General features: G+C 58.2%; 14 protein-coding genes. 8 read left to right on the plus strand and 6 right to left on the minus strand.

Annotation, left to right across the window (positions count from 1 at the left end):
* The first annotated feature begins 233 nt into the window (after positions 1–233).
* Positions 234–437, plus strand: coding sequence for a DUF2892 domain-containing protein (locus RBB47_RS07335; RefSeq protein WP_305985116.1), 204 nt, complete (start codon positions 234–236; stop codon positions 435–437).
* 322 nt (positions 438–759) lie between these two features.
* Here the strand turns inward: RBB47_RS07335 and tdh are convergent, their stop codons facing one another.
* The 3 genes from tdh to RBB47_RS07350 form a co-directional block, all read right to left on the minus strand.
* On the minus strand, positions 760–1,800 hold the full coding sequence (gene tdh / locus RBB47_RS07340) for an L-threonine 3-dehydrogenase (RefSeq protein WP_305985117.1): 1,041 nt from the start codon (positions 1,798–1,800) through the stop codon (positions 760–762).
* Positions 1,797–2,984, minus strand: coding sequence for a glycine C-acetyltransferase (locus RBB47_RS07345; protein WP_305985118.1), 1,188 nt, complete (start codon positions 2,982–2,984; stop codon positions 1,797–1,799). The genes tdh and RBB47_RS07345 overlap by 4 nt, the downstream gene beginning before the upstream one ends.
* A gap of 128 nt (positions 2,985–3,112) precedes the next feature.
* Positions 3,113–3,673, minus strand: a complete 561-nt coding sequence (locus tag RBB47_RS07350; protein ID WP_305985119.1) for a helix-turn-helix domain-containing protein — start codon at positions 3,671–3,673, stop codon at positions 3,113–3,115.
* Positions 3,674–3,922: 249 nt separating this feature from the next.
* Between RBB47_RS07350 and RBB47_RS07355 the strand changes: the two genes are divergently transcribed.
* On the plus strand, positions 3,923–5,593 hold the full coding sequence (locus tag RBB47_RS07355) for a formate--tetrahydrofolate ligase (RefSeq protein WP_305985120.1): 1,671 nt from the start codon (positions 3,923–3,925) through the stop codon (positions 5,591–5,593).
* A gap of 53 nt (positions 5,594–5,646) precedes the next feature.
* Here RBB47_RS07355 and RBB47_RS07360 read toward each other — a convergent pair whose 3' ends face one another.
* Positions 5,647–7,965, minus strand: a complete 2,319-nt coding sequence (locus RBB47_RS07360) for a hypothetical protein (RefSeq protein ID WP_305985121.1) — start codon at positions 7,963–7,965, stop codon at positions 5,647–5,649.
* A 233-nt stretch (positions 7,966–8,198) separates the two neighbouring features.
* On the minus strand, positions 8,199–8,684 hold the full coding sequence (locus RBB47_RS07365; protein ID WP_305985122.1) for a hypothetical protein: 486 nt from the start codon (positions 8,682–8,684) through the stop codon (positions 8,199–8,201).
* Between the two features lie 205 nt (positions 8,685–8,889).
* Here RBB47_RS07365 and RBB47_RS07370 point away from each other — a divergent pair, with 205 nt between their 5' ends.
* From RBB47_RS07370 to RBB47_RS07395, 6 genes are all read left to right on the plus strand, one after another.
* The gene (locus RBB47_RS07370) at positions 8,890–9,594 is read left to right on the plus strand and encodes a B12-binding domain-containing protein (RefSeq protein ID WP_305985123.1); all 705 of its coding nucleotides are present in this window, start codon (positions 8,890–8,892) and stop codon (positions 9,592–9,594) included.
* 25 nt (positions 9,595–9,619) lie between these two features.
* Entirely contained in the window at positions 9,620–10,267 is a 648-nt protein-coding gene (locus tag RBB47_RS07375; RefSeq protein ID WP_305985124.1) for a DUF1638 domain-containing protein, read from the plus strand.
* 103 nt (positions 10,268–10,370) lie between these two features.
* Positions 10,371–10,673 (plus strand): virulence factor, encoded by a 303-nt coding sequence (locus RBB47_RS07380; protein WP_305985125.1) that lies wholly within the window; start codon positions 10,371–10,373, stop codon positions 10,671–10,673.
* Entirely contained in the window at positions 10,666–11,556 is an 891-nt protein-coding gene (locus tag RBB47_RS07385; protein ID WP_305985126.1) for a methylenetetrahydrofolate reductase, read from the plus strand. Before RBB47_RS07380 ends, RBB47_RS07385 begins: the two co-directional genes overlap by 8 nt.
* The gene (locus tag RBB47_RS07390) at positions 11,557–12,513 is read left to right on the plus strand and encodes a methyltetrahydrofolate cobalamin methyltransferase (RefSeq protein ID WP_305985127.1); all 957 of its coding nucleotides are present in this window, start codon (positions 11,557–11,559) and stop codon (positions 12,511–12,513) included. It abuts the gene before it with no gap.
* A 113-nt stretch (positions 12,514–12,626) separates the two neighbouring features.
* Positions 12,627–14,660 carry an ASKHA domain-containing protein gene (locus RBB47_RS07395; RefSeq protein WP_305985128.1) on the plus strand — a complete coding sequence of 678 codons (2,034 nt, stop codon included), beginning with the start codon at positions 12,627–12,629 and terminating at the stop codon, positions 14,658–14,660.
* Between the two features lie 50 nt (positions 14,661–14,710).
* On the opposite strand, the gene RBB47_RS07400 is transcribed toward RBB47_RS07395, so the two are convergent.
* Positions 14,711–15,592, minus strand: coding sequence for a DUF1194 domain-containing protein (locus RBB47_RS07400; RefSeq protein ID WP_305985129.1), 882 nt, complete (start codon positions 15,590–15,592; stop codon positions 14,711–14,713).
* Positions 15,593–15,640: the final 48 nt, after the last annotated feature.

The following is a 15,640-nucleotide window of genomic DNA, read 5'->3' on the forward strand; positions in this document are numbered from 1 at the left end:
CTGGATTGAAAGATATGGGGGCACATGGCCGCTTTCACTTGCAGATCACGACAACCGTCCGCAAGAGGCGCCAACCTTCAGCGGATCGCGCCACTGACGGTCCGTTGCACTTTGGCGGTGTTCGCGCATTTGTGACTGCGGCGAATGCGCTCGCAGGCCTTTTCCGACTGGCGCGCAAAGTGCCTGGTGACTATAGTTTCAATAATTCGAACTTTTGAAATAAGGAGCGATCCATGACTGTTGAAAGAGGCATTCTTCTTGTGGTCGGCACGCTGATCGTCGCGTCGGTGCTGCTCGCCGTTTACGTCAATCTCAACTGGCTATGGCTGACCGGGATCCTCGGAGCGCATCTCGTTCAGGCCTCCTTCACCGGCTTGTGCCCGGTCGTGATGATATTGAAAAAAATGGGCCTGCCGCAGAAATCCGGCTTTGCTTAGGTCTGCGATCCGGCGCTTTCCACTCCGACCGTCGCCCGGATGACTTCATCCTGGCATGTTGCTTTGTGGGACTTTGTTGCTGCCATCCTTCGAGACGGACCCTACGGTCCTCCTCAGGATGAGGTCGAACATCTTAGCAATGGCACGCTGACAGTCACCCCGGTCAAGCGACAGCGCAGAGCCTGGGGACACTTGCCTGTCAGCTTGCCGGAGGCTATTAATCGCCTGCAGCTGCGCCATAGCTCGACAGCCAGCCTCTGCAAATGAGTAGTCTCGGCTCGCGCTATGCTTGGCCGGGATGACACTCGCGCGCAGTTCGCTCTCAGGCCCAGTTCAGAACCACCTTGCCGGCCTCGCCCGATTTCATGGCGGCAAATCCGTCTTCGAAATCGTCGACGCCAAACCGGTGGGTGATCACGTTGCGTACGTCGAGGCCGTTCTGCAGCATGGCGATCATCTTGTACCAGGTCTCGAAAATCTCCCGCCCGTAGACACCCTTGATCGTGATCGCCTTGAAAACGATGCGCGACCAGTCGACCGGAGACTTGCCCGGCGGAATGCCCAGCAACGCGATGCGCCCGCCCATGACAAGGTTCTCGACCATCTGATCGAGCGCAATCTGATTGCCGGACATTTCAAGCCCGACATCGAACCCTTCACGCATGCCGAGTTTTTGCTCGATGCCCTTGAGGTCCTGTTCGGCAACATTCACCGGAACGACGTCGACCACTTTTGTTGCAAGATCAAGCCGGGCCTGATTGATGTCCGTAATGACCACATTGCGCGCACCGACGTGGCGCGCGACGGCAGCTGCCATGATCCCGATCGGTCCGGCGCCGGTGATCAGCACGTCTTCGCCGACGAGATCGAAGCTCAGGGCCGTGTGAACAGCGTTGCCGAGCGGATCGAGAATTGCACCGATTTCGTCGTCAATCTCATCCGGCAGCGGCACAACGTTAAATGCCGGGAGGCACAGATATTCGGCAAATGCGCCCTGTTCGTTGACGCCGATGCCGCGCGTTTCAGGATCAAGGTGAAACTTGCCGGCACGGGACTGACGGGATTGCTTTCCAATCAGGTGCCCCTCACCCGAACAGCGCTGGCCGACTTCGAACTCGGTCACGTTCCTGCCGAGTTCGACAATTTCACCTGCAAACTCGTGGCCCGTTATCAGCGGCACTGGAACGGTCTTCGAGGCCCAATCGTCCCAGTTCCAGATATGAATATCCGTGCCGCAGATCCCGGTCTTGTTGATCTTGATCAGAACGTCGTCAGGCCCGATCTCCGGCACCGGTGCGCGGGTCATCCAAAGACCTTCACGCGGCTCCGACTTGCAGAGCGCTTTCATCTGATTGCTGCTCATGACAATACTCCCGTCGTCTTGCCTGCCTTTTCAAAAGCTTCCAGTGCACGGTCCAGATCATTGCGCGTCAGTGACGCGTTCATCTGGGTCCTGATCCGTGCCTGCCCGCGAGGCACAACAGGGAAGAAGAAGCCGGAGACATAGACGCCCTCTTCGAACAGTTGTGCTGCCATGGCCTGCGCCAGCGGAGCCTCGCCGAGCATGACCGGAATGATCGGGTGCTCGCCGGGCAGCAACTCAAAGCCGAGCGCTTCCAGTCCGGTGCGCCAGTAGTCGGCATTGTCGAAAAGCTTGCGGCGCAGGTCGTCGCCTTCTTCCACCAGACGGATCGCTTCCAGGCCGCTCATGACCACGGCGGGCGGCAGGGAGTTTGAGAAAAGATACGGGCGCGCGCGCTGGCGCAGCAAGTCGATGACGGGCTGTGGACCGGCGATATAGCCACCGATGCCGCCGCCGAGCGCCTTGCCGAGCGTTCCGGTCAGGATGTCCACATCAACACCAAAGTGAGCCGGTGTGCCCTCGCCCTTCGGTCCCATGAAGCCGGTGGCGTGACAATCGTCCACCATCACGACCGCATCATACTTCCTGGCGAGCGCCGTGATTTCCGGCAGCTTGGCCAGATATCCGTCCATGGAAAAAACGCCGTCCGTGGCAATCATGATGTGCCGGGCGCCCGCTTCGCGCGCTTCGGTCAGCTTCGCTTCCAGATCCGTCATATCGGAATTTGCATAGCGATAGCGCTTGGCCTTGCAGAGCCGGATGCCGTCGATGATCGACGCGTGATTGAGCGCGTCCGATATGATCGCGTCCTCCGGTCCCAGCAACGGTTCAAACAGGCCGCCATTGGCATCGAAACAGGCGGCGAACAGGATGGCGTCGTCCTTGCCCAGGAATTTTGCCAGGCGCTGTTCCAGCTCCCGGTGAATGTCCTGCGTCCCGCAAATGAAGCGCACAGACGCCATGCCATAGCCCTTGGGCTCCAAAGCCTTTCGGGCAGCTTCTTCAAGAGCCGGGTGGTCGGCAAGGCCGAGATAGTTGTTGGCACACAGATTAATAACTTCACGCCCGCCAACGGTGATCCGGCCGCCTTGCGGCGAGGAGATCAGGCGTTCCGTCTTGTATAGCCCTTCAGCCTCGATCCCTTTCAGGGTGTCGGCAATATGGGTCAGGAATGCATCAGACACAGCATTACTCCAGCAAAATGGAATTTGTGTCCACTATATCGGATTTTTTCTGCGTGATAAAAGAAAAGATTTCCACTATGACGGAAAATTAATTCGTTCGTTATTGGTGCAGCAACAAAGCGGGCTTGCTAGAACTTCACCACCATCAGGATTGCGCGGGCCGGTCCGTCCAGAGCTTCAATGCAATGGGGGACGTCGGCGGCATAGCGCGCCGTGTCCCCCTTGTTGATGACACCCTTGGCATCGCCGGAGGTCACCTCCAGGCGCCCTTCTTCCGCGATCAGCCGTTCATTTGTTCCCCGCTCATGCGGCTTGCTGTCCAGCTTGCCGCCGCTGGCAAAGATCAGTTCGTAGACTTCCAGCTTTCCCGTGTCCTGCGGGGGCGAGAGGATCCGGATCTTGCAGCCGTCGCCGGCGCGGTCCAGCGATGGTGTCATGTGCTCATGCAAGATCTCGACCCTGTCTTCCGAGACGTCTTCTCCCAGCAATCCGGCAAAATCGACATTCAGCGCTCTGGTCAGGTTGAGCAAGGTCGCAACGGTCGGGTTCGATTCCCCGCGCTCGATCTGGCTGACCATGGACCGTGAGACACCGGAGCGTTTTTCGACGGCTTCCAAGGAAAGACCCTGGGCGCGCCGCGCCTGTTTCAGGCGTTCCGGAAGACGGGAAAGAATGTCTGAATCTGTCATAACGGAACTTAAATCCGTTTCGCTGGACTTTGCAATTCTCTTTTTTGTAACGAAGTTTTTCGCGCTCGATCCCGCCATTTCCTTAGCCGGATTTCTCGCTCAATCGTCATCGTCGTTTCCGGAGTGCATCCTGTCGTATTCGGAACACATGCTGCACCGCGCTCTCACATAGCGTGCCGTCGGATGTTGGCGGGGTGTGCACCCGCTTGACTTAAGCCAGTTTTTTAGGACACGCCGCGGAGAATCCATATGGCAAGCGATATCGAAATTGCCCGTGCAGCCAAGATGAAGCCGATCCAGGAGATCGGCGACCGTCTGAACATTCCCGATGAATCCCTCCTGCCCTACGGCCGCACCAAGGCCAAGGTATCGGCAGAATTCATCGACGGCCTGGGCGAGCGCGAGAACGGCAAACTGATCCTTGTCACCGCGATCAACCCGACCCCGGCCGGCGAAGGCAAGACCACGACTACAGTGGGTTTGGGTGACGGCCTCAACAAGATCGGCAAGAACGCCATGATCTGCCTGCGCGAACCTTCTCTCGGCCCGTGCTTCGGCATGAAGGGCGGCGCGGCCGGTGGCGGCTATGCGCAGGTCGTGCCGATGGAAGACATCAACCTGCATTTCACGGGCGACTTCCACGCCATTACGTCGGCTCACAACCTCCTTTCCGCGTTGATCGAGAACCACATTTACTGGGGCAACGAACTCGGCATCGACCAGCGCCGCGTGACCTGGCGCCGCGTGCTCGACATGAACGACCGTGCCCTGCGTTCGATCGTGTGTTCACTCGGTGGCGTCGCCAACGGCTTCCCGCGCGAAGGCGGCTTCGACATCACGGTTGCTTCAGAGATCATGGCGATCCTTTGCCTTGCCACCGACCTGGAAGACCTGCAGAAGCGTCTTGGCGACATCATCGTTGCCTATCGCCGCGACCGCACGCCCATCTACGCGCGCGACCTGGAAGCAGACGGTGCAATGACCGTGCTTTTGAAGGAAGCGCTGCAGCCGAACCTGGTGCAGACCCTGGAAAACAATCCGGCCTTCATTCACGGCGGCCCGTTCGCGAACATCGCCCATGGCTGTAATTCCGTCGTCGCCACCCAGACCGCTCTGAAGCTTGCTGACTATGTCGTCACGGAAGCGGGTTTCGGTGCCGATCTCGGTGCTGAGAAATTCTTCGACATCAAGTGCCGCAAGGCGGGCCTGTCGCCAGACGCGGTCGTGATCGTTGCAACGATCAAGGCGCTGAAGATGAATGGCGGCATCGCCAAGGAAGATCTCGGCGCGGAAAATGTCGACGCCGTCGTCAAGGGCTGCGCCAACCTTGGGCGCCACATCGAAAACGTGAAACAGTTCGGCGTGCCCGCGGTTGTTGCCATCAACCACTTCACGGCCGACACGGAAGCCGAAGTTCAGGCGGTCAAGGATTACTGCGCCGATCTTGGCGTCGACGCAATCCTCGCAACCCACTGGGCCAACGGCTCAGCCGGTACAGAAGAACTCGCCGTACGCGTTTCGGAGCTGGCTGAAAGCGGCGCAGCGCAGTTCGCGCCTCTCTACGAAGACGGCCTGTCCCTGTTCGAAAAGATCGAGACGGTGGCAAAGCGGATCTACCGGGCCGACGAAGTGCTGGCCGACAAATCCGTGCGTGATCAGCTCAAGCGCTGGGAAGCCGACGGTTTCGGCGACCTTCCGGTCTGCATGGCCAAGACCCAGTATTCCTTCTCCACCGATCCGCAGCTGCGCGGCGCACCGACAGGCCACAGCCTGCCGGTCCGCGAAGTGCGCCTGTCTGCCGGCGCCGGCTTCATTGTGGCAATCTGCGGTGAGATCATGACCATGCCCGGCCTGCCGCGCGTGCCGTCCGCAAATCATATCCGGCTGGATGACAACGGCCAGATTGAGGGTCTGTTCTGATCTGTCCGGACCAGAGCAGTTAACTCGGGCGGGTCAATCGACCCGCCCTTTTCTTATGGTGAGGTCGCTTGGCAGGCGTCCACAAGAGCCCTGATCTGCTTTGTAAGGCCAAGAGCGGAAAAGCTGACAAACACCTTGGACTCGAATTCGGTTTCATAAATTATCTCGAAGCTATTTGCCTGCATTACGCTCTTGATCAGGTCAGCATAGTTCTTTTGGTAGTTCCTCAACCGGTAGCCATCCGGCCCAACCAGTAAAGTTCGTCCAAAGGCTTCCTTAAACAGATAGCTGCGGCCTCCGACACGCACGGACGCAATCGAATCAGGCTTCCAGTTCCTGAGACGAACAGTGACTTTGAACGCACTCTCCTTCCAGTCTGCTGCCCGTTTCAAAGCTACGCCCGCCGGCATCGCGCTGCCCGTGAAACCATCTTCGTGGATGGAATAGGTGGAGGTTTCGCAGGCTGAGGCATCGTTACTCTTCCACAATCCCCAGTCCTTGACTGCGGGAAGTTCCTCGGAATCAAAGTAGAGCGTCTGCGGGCGGCGCGTCTCGCGAATGACCCGCAACGGGATTGTCTTTGCCTTCTCGAAGAGTTCAGGAGTTATGTAGCCATGCGGGGTCAGTTCCAACCGGTCTTGTAGTTGCATTGCGATCGTGGTGATCGGCTTGCTTATCCCGAATTCCTGCTTCCCCAAATCCCTGAAAAAAACGAGTATTGCCGTGCCGGCGGATGCGCCAAGAAACTCGTCCTGCTGCTCGCTCGGCAAAAATGGCGCCTTGATGTTCAGGAGGTTGTCGGCCTGTTCTGGCGTCAGAAAACCCGTCGCATCAAAGCCGTTGTGTTCCTGGTAGGCGCGCACCACCTCGATCAGATCCATCCGATAGGAAAAATCCGTGATCATTTCTGGTGTCTTCGCCAAGCCGAGGTGATAGAGCGCCCGATAGATTTTCTGTTTCTGATCCAGCGTGTATGCCAGCTTTTCCCAATCGCTGCGCGCGCGCGGCTGCACTTTCAGCGCCTTCTTCGCCAGCAAGCCCGCGCTCCTCTTCGGTTGTTGTTCGCGCGAGAGTGGAATGCCAGGATTTCGCAAGAGTTCGGCAATCTGAAAAGAGGTCAGGTAGCCGGTCGGATTCGCCTTTATGGACTCCTGGTATTCTCGAACACGCTTTACCAAATCAGGATGCGTAAAGTCGGTCTTGGTAACCTCACTAAGGAAAAATCCTCTGTTGTGGAGAGCGAGATAGATCAACCTAAGCTCTTGCTCCGAATAGTCTTTGTACCACCGTGACATAACCGGATTGGACCACTTTGGTGTTTCCGGAGCGGTCCTGGTGGGGGGAGACTTGATCTCGTGTGCCAGAAGCAGTTTCACCTGAGCCCTGGAGAGAAAACCGGTTGCGGGAAGGCTGGACGCTTCTTGGTACAGGCGCACCGCGCGGATCAGGTCTTCATTGAAAGTGAAATCGACAATGGGAACTGCGCCCTTGAAGTGCCCGAGGTCAACCAGGGCTTGATAAAGGTACTTCTTTTTCTCATCCGGAACCGCAAGAGCAATCCACTGCTGCCTGGGAGACGGCAGCAACCATCCGTGCAAAATTCCGTCAGCCTGCCTACTCGTCAGGTAACCCGTTTGTTCAGCACCAATGCTTGCCTGAAATTTCAGGGCTGCCGCCTTGTTGTCGCGGTCTGAAAAGCTGCTGTACATCTTGTCGTCAGTCAGCAATCCGAGACCATAGAGTATTTCAAAGACATCTTCTTTGTCAGAGGCAGAGAAACCCGCCGCGCCCCATTTGTTTGAGGGAAAAAGCAGCAAGTCCGGATCGCACGTCCTGTGTTCCCACAGATAGGATTTTCCTGCATTTGCCCGCAGAACCTCTTTCTGGGCTTTGGTGAGATTGCCCGTGGCAACTTCCCCGATCCCCTTTTGAAATTCGCGTACTCCGGCGATGACATCGTCGTCGGACAGAAAGTCGGGGAATGCAGTGCGTCTGGTCGTGTGACCGCGCGCATAAAGCGCTCGATAAAGCACGCGCTGGTCCTGACAACTCAAAACCGGCTCTTCAAAAGCTAGTTTCGGCTCTCGGCCAGCATCATGAGTATCCACGACTGACGGGTTTATGGCGCCGCGCAGAGTCGCGATCTGGTCTCTTGTCAGAAATCCCGTCGCCGCGGCACCAATGGTTTTTTGAAAGTCCTTGACGGCGACGATTGTGCTCTTTCTCAGGAGAAAATCGGGAACTGCCAAGTCCTCACTGGCGTAACCAAGCTCCAGCAAAGCGCGATAGACCTCTTGTTTGTCTTCCAAGTTCAATCCGAAACCGGAAAATGTCCTTCGCGCCTGCGCCACAGCTTCCCTGCGCGCGTCCATTGCTTCTACATGTCCTGGCGTCGGGGCATTTATGGCTTCCTGGGAGAAGGTCGAGGTTGTGAATAGAAGAAAGCCGAACAGCAAGACAACGAAGGGCGAATACAATTTTGCCGACATTCAGAATTCCACTTTTACACGCAGTAAGGTTGTACAACTTCTAGTATATAAATGAGGCGAAATCAACAAAACACGTGCGGGCCGGCTCGGGTCATTCGCTTTGCCCTCTTTTTTTGCTAGCGCGTCCGCACCCATCGGCTCTCCAGCCGCGGCTCGCCGGAGACACAGGCAATGCTGGCTGCCGGTGCCTGTCTGGATTGCGACTTGTAGGCCAGGGCCTCGCCTTCCGTAGTGCAAGTCGGCCTGGAGATCACCGAATAGCCTCTCTGGTTGAGGCAAAGCTGAAACCGCCTGGCGCGCAGCGCTTCATTCGGATCGGTGCTTACGATCATCGGCGTATAGCCGTAACCCCTGGTGCCGTAGCAGGAAAAGCCGACGCAATAGCGCGGGCCGAACGCACCGTATCCGCCGACAGTTCTGGTCCGGAACGACGGCGGAACCTGCTGCAGGGCAGCGACCTGGCAGCTGTCGATGACACTGCGCCGCTGTTCAACCGTCGACCCGGTTTTGTGCACAAAATTGACCGTTCCGCCGATGGTTTGGCAGGCGGCCAGTGCAAGCGTTGAGACCAAGACTGCGAAGCGCGAAAAGCTGCCGTTCAATTTGAAACACCCGAAGCAGGAAACACGTTGATCTAAAACCAGGAATTCTTGGTTTTCAATGCTCCGTTTCGCCGCTGTAACGCAATGGTAATCTTTGCTGTCGCGTAAGCGACTTGCCGTGTCGCTTTGAAGATATCGGCAAATCAGGCTTGAGGCATAAGGTTTTGTACTAATTCAAGCCACTAGTGCCCTGTTGGAGCTGCCCATGTCCGATGAAGAAGATATCGATCTCGCGTCGCTATCCGACGATGAACTTGTCGAGCAAATGCATGACGACCTTTACGATGGTCTTCAGGAAGAGATCGAGGAAGCCGTCAACATTCTTCTGGAGCGCGGCTGGGTACCTTACGACATCCTGACCAAGGCCCTCGTGGAGGGCATGCGCATTGTCGGAATCGATTTCCGTGATGGCATCCTGTTCGTTCCGGAAGTGCTCCTGTCCGCGAACGCCATGAAGGCCGGCATGCACATCCTGCGTCCGCTGCTTGCCGAAACCGGCGCACCGAAGGTCGGCAAGATGGTCATCGGCACGGTCAAGGGCGACATTCACGACATCGGTAAGAACCTTGTTTCCATGATGATGGAAGGCGCAGGCTTCGAAGTCATCGACATCGGCATCAACAACCCGGTCGAGAACTATCTGGCCGCCCTGGAAGAACACCAGCCGGAAATCCTCGGCATGTCCGCGCTTTTGACCACCACGATGCCCTACATGAAAGTGGTCATCGACGAGATGAAGGCAAAGGGCATTCGCGACGACTACATCGTGCTCGTTGGCGGCGCGCCGCTCAACGAAGAGTTCGGCGAAGCTGTCGGCGCGGACGGGTATTGCCGTGACGCTGCCGTTGCCGTGGAAATGGCGAAGGACCTGATCGCCCGCCGCCACAACCAACTCGCCTCAAAAGGCTGAGGCGGTGTTTGAAGGGGCTGCCGATATGCGGGTGGTCGAGCCTCTTTTTCCGATCGAAACCGATGAGGACGCGAACGACAAGATCGGCCGCGTCCTTGTTATTGCCTGCGGAGCGCTTGCCCGCGAGATCATCGCCATACGCGATCTGAACGGTCTCGATCATATCGACCTCACCTGCCTGCCCGCGCAATTGCACAACACACCCGACAAGATCCCCGAGGAAGTCCGCCGCGCCATCCTCCTGAACCAGGACGTTTATTCCGAGATCCTGATCGGCTACGGCGATTGCGGCACGGGTGGTCTGCTGGACAGGGTGCTGGATGAAACCGGCACAAAGCGCATCGCAGGCGCGCATTGTTACGCCTTCTTTTCAGGCCTGGACGAGTTCGACAAGATCGCGGAGGAAGAACTCGGCACGTTCTACCTGACCGACTTTCTTGCCCGCCATTTCCAGACCATGGTCATCGAACCGCTCGGGCTCGACTGGCACCCGCACCTGAGGGACATGTATTTCGCTCACTACAAGCGCTTGGTTTACCTCGCCCAAACCGACGATCCGGCGCTGGAAGAGGCTGCGCGTGCTGCCGCGGAACGGCTTGAACTTACATTTGAAATCCGCCGCACGGGCTACGGCATGCTCTCGACATTTCTTGGCGGCGGGGACGCACCTTGAAACCGTCTCTTGATAAGTCGGTTTTTCACGCGCTCATGCCGCTATCAGGCGACCTGAAATTGGATACTTCCGGCAAACATGCTCTCAAAGGGAAATCGAGAGAATGGCGCAGAAAATCATAGTCTACTGGCGGGATATTCCGGCTCAGATCCTGGTGAAAAAGGGACGCAAGTCCGCACGCCGGGAGTTGCCGCCCATGTTCATGGAGGCGATCGATGCCTGTGCCATGCGTGTCGGCGCGAAAGACAGCGAGGCCTACATGGCCGAATGGCGCCGCACCGACCCCATCGATGTCTCGGACGACCTTGAAACCGAAGCGGAAGCGGCCCTGAGCGAGTTGCTTGCAGCCTATCCGAAAGACCGTTTGAAAACCCTGCTCGCAAGTGGAGGCACGGAGAATGACTGAACAGCGCCTTTTGGCCAATGGGCGCCTGGCCGCCTCCACCGAAATGTCGCCGAAGCAGGTGGTCGAAAAGACTGAACTGCTGGCGAACATTCCCGCCGGCACACAAGTTTACGTGACGGATCTCGGCAACGCGTCGGAAGACACGATCGTTGAGGCCGCGCGCACGTTGACGGACCGGAACCTGGTCGCCGTCCCGCACATGGCGGCTCGCCGCTATCCCTCGCTGGAGGCCTTCGAGCGCCGGATCACGCGCCTGACCCAGGAAGGCGGAGCCACAGAGGTGCTGGCGATTGCTGGTGAAGCTGAAAAAGCCGGACCGCTGACATCTTCGGTCGCGCTTTTGGAAACCGGCCTCTTTGACAAGCTCGGCATCACAAAGATCGCTGTTGCCGGTCATCCGGAAGGCGCGCCTGACATTCAGCCCGAAGTGATCAAATCCTTCCTCCTGCGCAAGCACGAACTGGCCGCTCAAAGCGACGCCGAGTTCCGGATTGTCACCCAGTTCGGTTTCGATCCTCACCGGGTCAGCCTCTGGCTCGACGAATTGCGCGAATGGGGCAACACCTTCCCCGTGCATATCGGCGTCGCAGGCCCTGCCAAGATGACAACACTGTTGAAATACGCGGCGTTTGCCGGTGTTGAAAACTCGCTGAACTTCCTGAAAAAGCGCGGCGGCGCTGTGGTTTCCATGCTATCGGGCTACGATCCGAACACCATGGTTGAACCGTTGGAGACACGCGTGACCAGCCAGCCGGGAACGCAGCTCGAACAGATCCACGTCTATCCCTTCGGCGGGATCCAGAAGACCGCTGACTGGCTGCACGGCCGCAGGAGCTGGTCCTTTCAACCCTCATCATCCATGACTGCCAACGAGAGCGCATAAATGACACGCACAGTCGTCGCATCCGCCACCAAGGAAATCGTTATCGGTTTCGACCAACCGTTCTGTGTCATTGGCGAGAGGATCAACCCAACCGGCCGCAAGAAGCTGGCGGCCGAGATGGTTGAAGGCAATTTTGAAACCGTCAAGGCGGATGCGTTGGCGCAGGTCGCCGCCGGCGCCACGATGCTGGATGTCAACGCCGGGGTGACCGCGGTCAATCCGAATGAAACCGAACCACCGCTCCTGGTCAAAACTCTTGAGATTGTTCAAGAACTTACAGACATTCCCTTGTCTATTGATTCATCTGTCACGGAAGCTATCAAGGCAGGCCTTGAGGCCACCAAGGGGCGCCCGCTGGTCAATTCAGTGACCGGTGAAGAAGAGAAGCTTGAGGCGATCCTGCCGCTGATCAAGAAATACGATGTTCCGGTCGTTGCAATTTCAAACGACGAAACCGGCATTTCCGAAGATCCGGATGTGCGGTTTGAGGTCGCCAAAAAAATTGTCGAGCGTGCAGCCGACCACGGCATCCCTCCACACGACATTGTCGTTGACCCGCTGGTGATGCCAATCGGCGCCATGGGAACGGCCGGTCTCCAGGTGTTCAGACTGGTGCGCCGTCTGCGTGACGAGCTGAAAGTCAACACGACCTGCGGTCTTTCCAATGTCTCGTTCGGCCTGCCGCATCGTCACGGCATCAACGCCGGGTTCATTCCGATGGTGATCGGCGCCGGTATGACGTCGGCGATCATGAACCCGTGCCGTCCGCAGGAAATGGAAGCCGTGCGTGCCGCCAACGTTCTGAATGGCACCGACCCGAACTGCCAGGAATGGATCATGACCTATCGCGATCATCAGCCCGCAGCAGCTGGCGCGGCAGCCGCTCCGGCAGAAGGTGCAGCCGGTTCCGGCGGGCGTCGCAGGGGCGGTCGTGCTGCACGGAGATCTGCGGGCTGACCTACGAGCTGTTGCCATAGCTTTCCAGCACTAAGGGCTCGCAAGAACATCCAGGTCCCCTCCCCGTTTTTGGGGAGGGGTTTTGTGCTCAAAGACATAGAACCAATACGCCGATGACCGAAGCCGTAAAACTTGCCAAAGTTGTTTTCCAGCCAAGTGGCCGCCGGGGCACATTCCCGGTCGGAACACCGCTTCTCGATGCGGCTAGGTCTTTAGGTGTCTATGTGGAATCGGTCTGTGGCGGGCGCGGTATATGCGGACGCTGCCAGGTGTCGGTATCAGAAGGCACATTTGCAAAGGAAAACCTGACAAGTTCTGCTGATAATCTGGAAGGCGCGACCGAAGCTGAAACGCGCTACGCGACGCTGCGTTCCCTCGCCTCCGACCGGCGCCTCTCCTGCCAGGCGAAGATCCTGGGCGACCTCGTCGTGGACGTTCCGACCGACGCGCAAACCAACCGGCAGGTCGTGCGCAAACGCGCCGAAGCCAAGCATATCGATGCCGATAGCGCCGTGCATCTCGTGACCGTTACCATTGACGAACCGGACATGGAAACGCCGCGGGGAGACACTGACCGCCTGCGCGAAAAGCTTATGGCCGAGACAGGTTTTGAAAACGTCACTGTCGATCCGATCCTGCTTTCGAAGGTGCAAACGATACTGCGCACCGGGAAATGGACCGTCACGGCGGCGATTTACGCCGATCAATCGGTGCAGCCGACCGTCACGGCGCTCTGGCCGGGCGAAAAGAAAGCAGTTTACGGCCTGGCCGTCGATATCGGCTCGACGACGATTGCCGCCCATCTGTGCAATCTGAAGAATGGCCGTACGGTCTCTTCCGCCGGAACGTCCAACCCGCAGATCCGCTTTGGCGAAGACCTGATGTCGCGCGTCTCGTATGTGCAGATGAACCCCTCCAAGCTTCCGGCTCTCGTCAAGGCAGTCCGTGACGCGATCAACGCTCTGGTGGGCAAGCTTGTCGGTGATGTCGGCGCCGAAAGGTCCGACGTTCTGGACGCGACCTTCGTCGGCAACCCGGTGATGCATCACCTCTTCCTCGGTATCGACCCGGTCGAGCTCGGCGGTGCGCCTTTTGCACTTGCCGCGTCCGACGCCATGGTTCTTGCGGCGCGCGACCTCGATCTTGAGCTCAACCCCGGAGCCCGCGTCTACATGCTGCCCTGCATCGCAGGGCATGTCGGTGCGGATGCTGCCGCGGCCACCTTGTCTGAAAGCCCCTACAGCCACGACGAGATCACGCTTCTTGTCGACGTCGGAACCAATGCCGAAATCGTGCTTGGAAACAAGGACAGGCTGCTGGCTGCCTCCTCCCCCACCGGCCCCGCCTTCGAGGGCGCGGAAATCTCCTCCGGTCAACGCGCAGCACCCGGGGCGATCGAACGTATCCGCATCGACAAGGACACGCTCGAACCGCGCTTCAAGGTGATCGGCGTGGATGAATGGTCGGACGAGGACGGATTTTCCGAAACGATCGACAGCGTCGGCGTTACCGGCATATGTGGCTCTGGCATCATCGAAGCGGTTGCGGAGATGTATCTGGCCGGCCTGATCACCGAGGACGGCGTCATCGACGGGTCGATGGCGGAGCGCACGCACAGAGTTCGATCCGAAGGTCGCACCTTCTCCTACGTGATTGCGAATGAGGACGTTGAGATTTCGATCCTTCAGACCGACATCCGCGCCATCCAGCTCGCCAAAGGCGCACTCTATGCCGGTGTCAAACTGCTTCAGGACAAGCTCGGCACCTACGCGCTCGACCGTATCCGGCTGGCGGGTGCCTTCGGCAGCTATATCGATCCGAAATATGCAATGATCCTCGGTCTCATTCCCGACTGCCCGCTGGACGGTGTCTCAGGGGTCGGCAATGCCGCCGGGACCGGTGCGCGCATGGCGCTCCTGAACCGTGGCTACCGACGCGAGATCGAACAGACCGTGCGCGACATTGAAAAGATCGAGACGGCACTGGAACCCAAGTTCCAGGAGCATTTCGTCAACGCCATGGCCTTGCCCAACAAGGTCGATCCGTTTCCCAACCTCAGGAACGCGATCGATTTGCCGGAGCGCAAGGAAGCGTTGGCTACGGAAGCGACCGGTGGTGAACGCCGCCGTCGTCGGCGCCGGGGCTAACCGCTCAGGACTGGACCGAACCACGGTTTATTTGGAAACACTGTCCGCGATCAAGGATCCCAGAAGAACTGCTCACGCAGGCGACGCCAGATTTTTTCACCGACCAGGCAGTCATAGGGTTCTTCGAAGGTAAATTGAACGGGCTGTACCAGCGGTTTTTCCGGCACGAAACCGCCGATCTCCAGGATCAGTTTGCGTCGGACCGCATCTGGAAACTGGTCCCAATCGGTCACGGGAATAACGAAGCTCGCCGGTCCGCCTGTGACGCAGCGACGGTAGTAGACGTCGAGATCCGGTATGTTGAACTGCGACCCGGGACCTCCGGTTGTCATCAACGGAAGGCCATTGATGGTTATCCCGCTTTCCACCGCAATGTCCCTGGCAAGCGTCACAGGTGATCCGTGATTGTTCGGCCCGTCCCCGGAGATGTCGATCACGTGCCGGTCTGCCAGGTACGGGACCTCGTCCAGCATTTCCGAAGCGTGCACGATCGCACCGGAGATCGAAGTCCGCCGCTGGCTGTAGGATTCTTCGCGCAGGATCCGGTCGGCAAATTCCGTCGCGTCGGCCTGGGTTTCGATCATCGACCAATCGACCGTTACCCTCACGTGATTGTCGTTCGCCCATTCGAACATCATCAACGCAATCCGGCCATGAGCGCCCAGTTCAATGGCGCGAACAACTTCCGGACTCGCGATCGCCGCGGCATAGCCCCTTCGCTGGATCCGGAGTTCCTCAGGCGACATGGATCTGGAGACGTCGACCGCGAGCACCAGCGCGACATCAACTCTTTCCTGTGCCTCGGCAACCGGCAAGAACACCGGTACCAGGAGCACCGCGCACAGCATGATCCGCTGAAGAATTGGCCTCAACATGCGTTGAGGATAGCCGATAATCTGAAAAGCTGCATCGGCTTGTTTACGATCGGTCATAAAGGATCTGTGAGTGGGAACGGATGAACATTGGCAGCAGTCCTTTTG

It is taken from the genome of Roseibium sp. MMSF_3544 (genome assembly GCF_030732845.1).
GTDB lineage: Bacteria > Pseudomonadota > Alphaproteobacteria > Rhizobiales > Stappiaceae > Roseibium.

Coding starts and splice junctions, on each gene's coding strand:
- RBB47_RS07335 (WP_305985116.1), top strand. CDS start 234: ATGACTGTTGAAAGAGGCATTCTTCTTGTGGTCGGCACGCTGATCGTC.
- tdh (WP_305985117.1), bottom strand. CDS start 1,800: ATGAGCAGCAATCAGATGAAAGCGCTCTGCAAGTCGGAGCCGCGTGAA.
- RBB47_RS07350 (WP_305985119.1), bottom strand. CDS start 3,673: ATGACAGATTCAGACATTCTTTCCCGTCTTCCGGAACGCCTGAAACAG.
- RBB47_RS07355 (WP_305985120.1), top strand. CDS start 3,923: ATGGCAAGCGATATCGAAATTGCCCGTGCAGCCAAGATGAAGCCGATC.
- RBB47_RS07360 (WP_305985121.1), bottom strand. CDS start 7,965: ATGGACGCGCGCAGGGAAGCTGTGGCGCAGGCGCGAAGGACATTTTCC.
- RBB47_RS07370 (WP_305985123.1), top strand. CDS start 8,890: ATGTCCGATGAAGAAGATATCGATCTCGCGTCGCTATCCGACGATGAA.
- RBB47_RS07375 (WP_305985124.1), top strand. CDS start 9,620: ATGCGGGTGGTCGAGCCTCTTTTTCCGATCGAAACCGATGAGGACGCG.
- RBB47_RS07380 (WP_305985125.1), top strand. CDS start 10,371: ATGGCGCAGAAAATCATAGTCTACTGGCGGGATATTCCGGCTCAGATC.
- RBB47_RS07385 (WP_305985126.1), top strand. CDS start 10,666: ATGACTGAACAGCGCCTTTTGGCCAATGGGCGCCTGGCCGCCTCCACC.
- RBB47_RS07390 (WP_305985127.1), top strand. CDS start 11,557: ATGACACGCACAGTCGTCGCATCCGCCACCAAGGAAATCGTTATCGGT.
- RBB47_RS07395 (WP_305985128.1), top strand. CDS start 12,627: ATGACCGAAGCCGTAAAACTTGCCAAAGTTGTTTTCCAGCCAAGTGGC.
- RBB47_RS07400 (WP_305985129.1), bottom strand. CDS start 15,592: ATGACCGATCGTAAACAAGCCGATGCAGCTTTTCAGATTATCGGCTAT.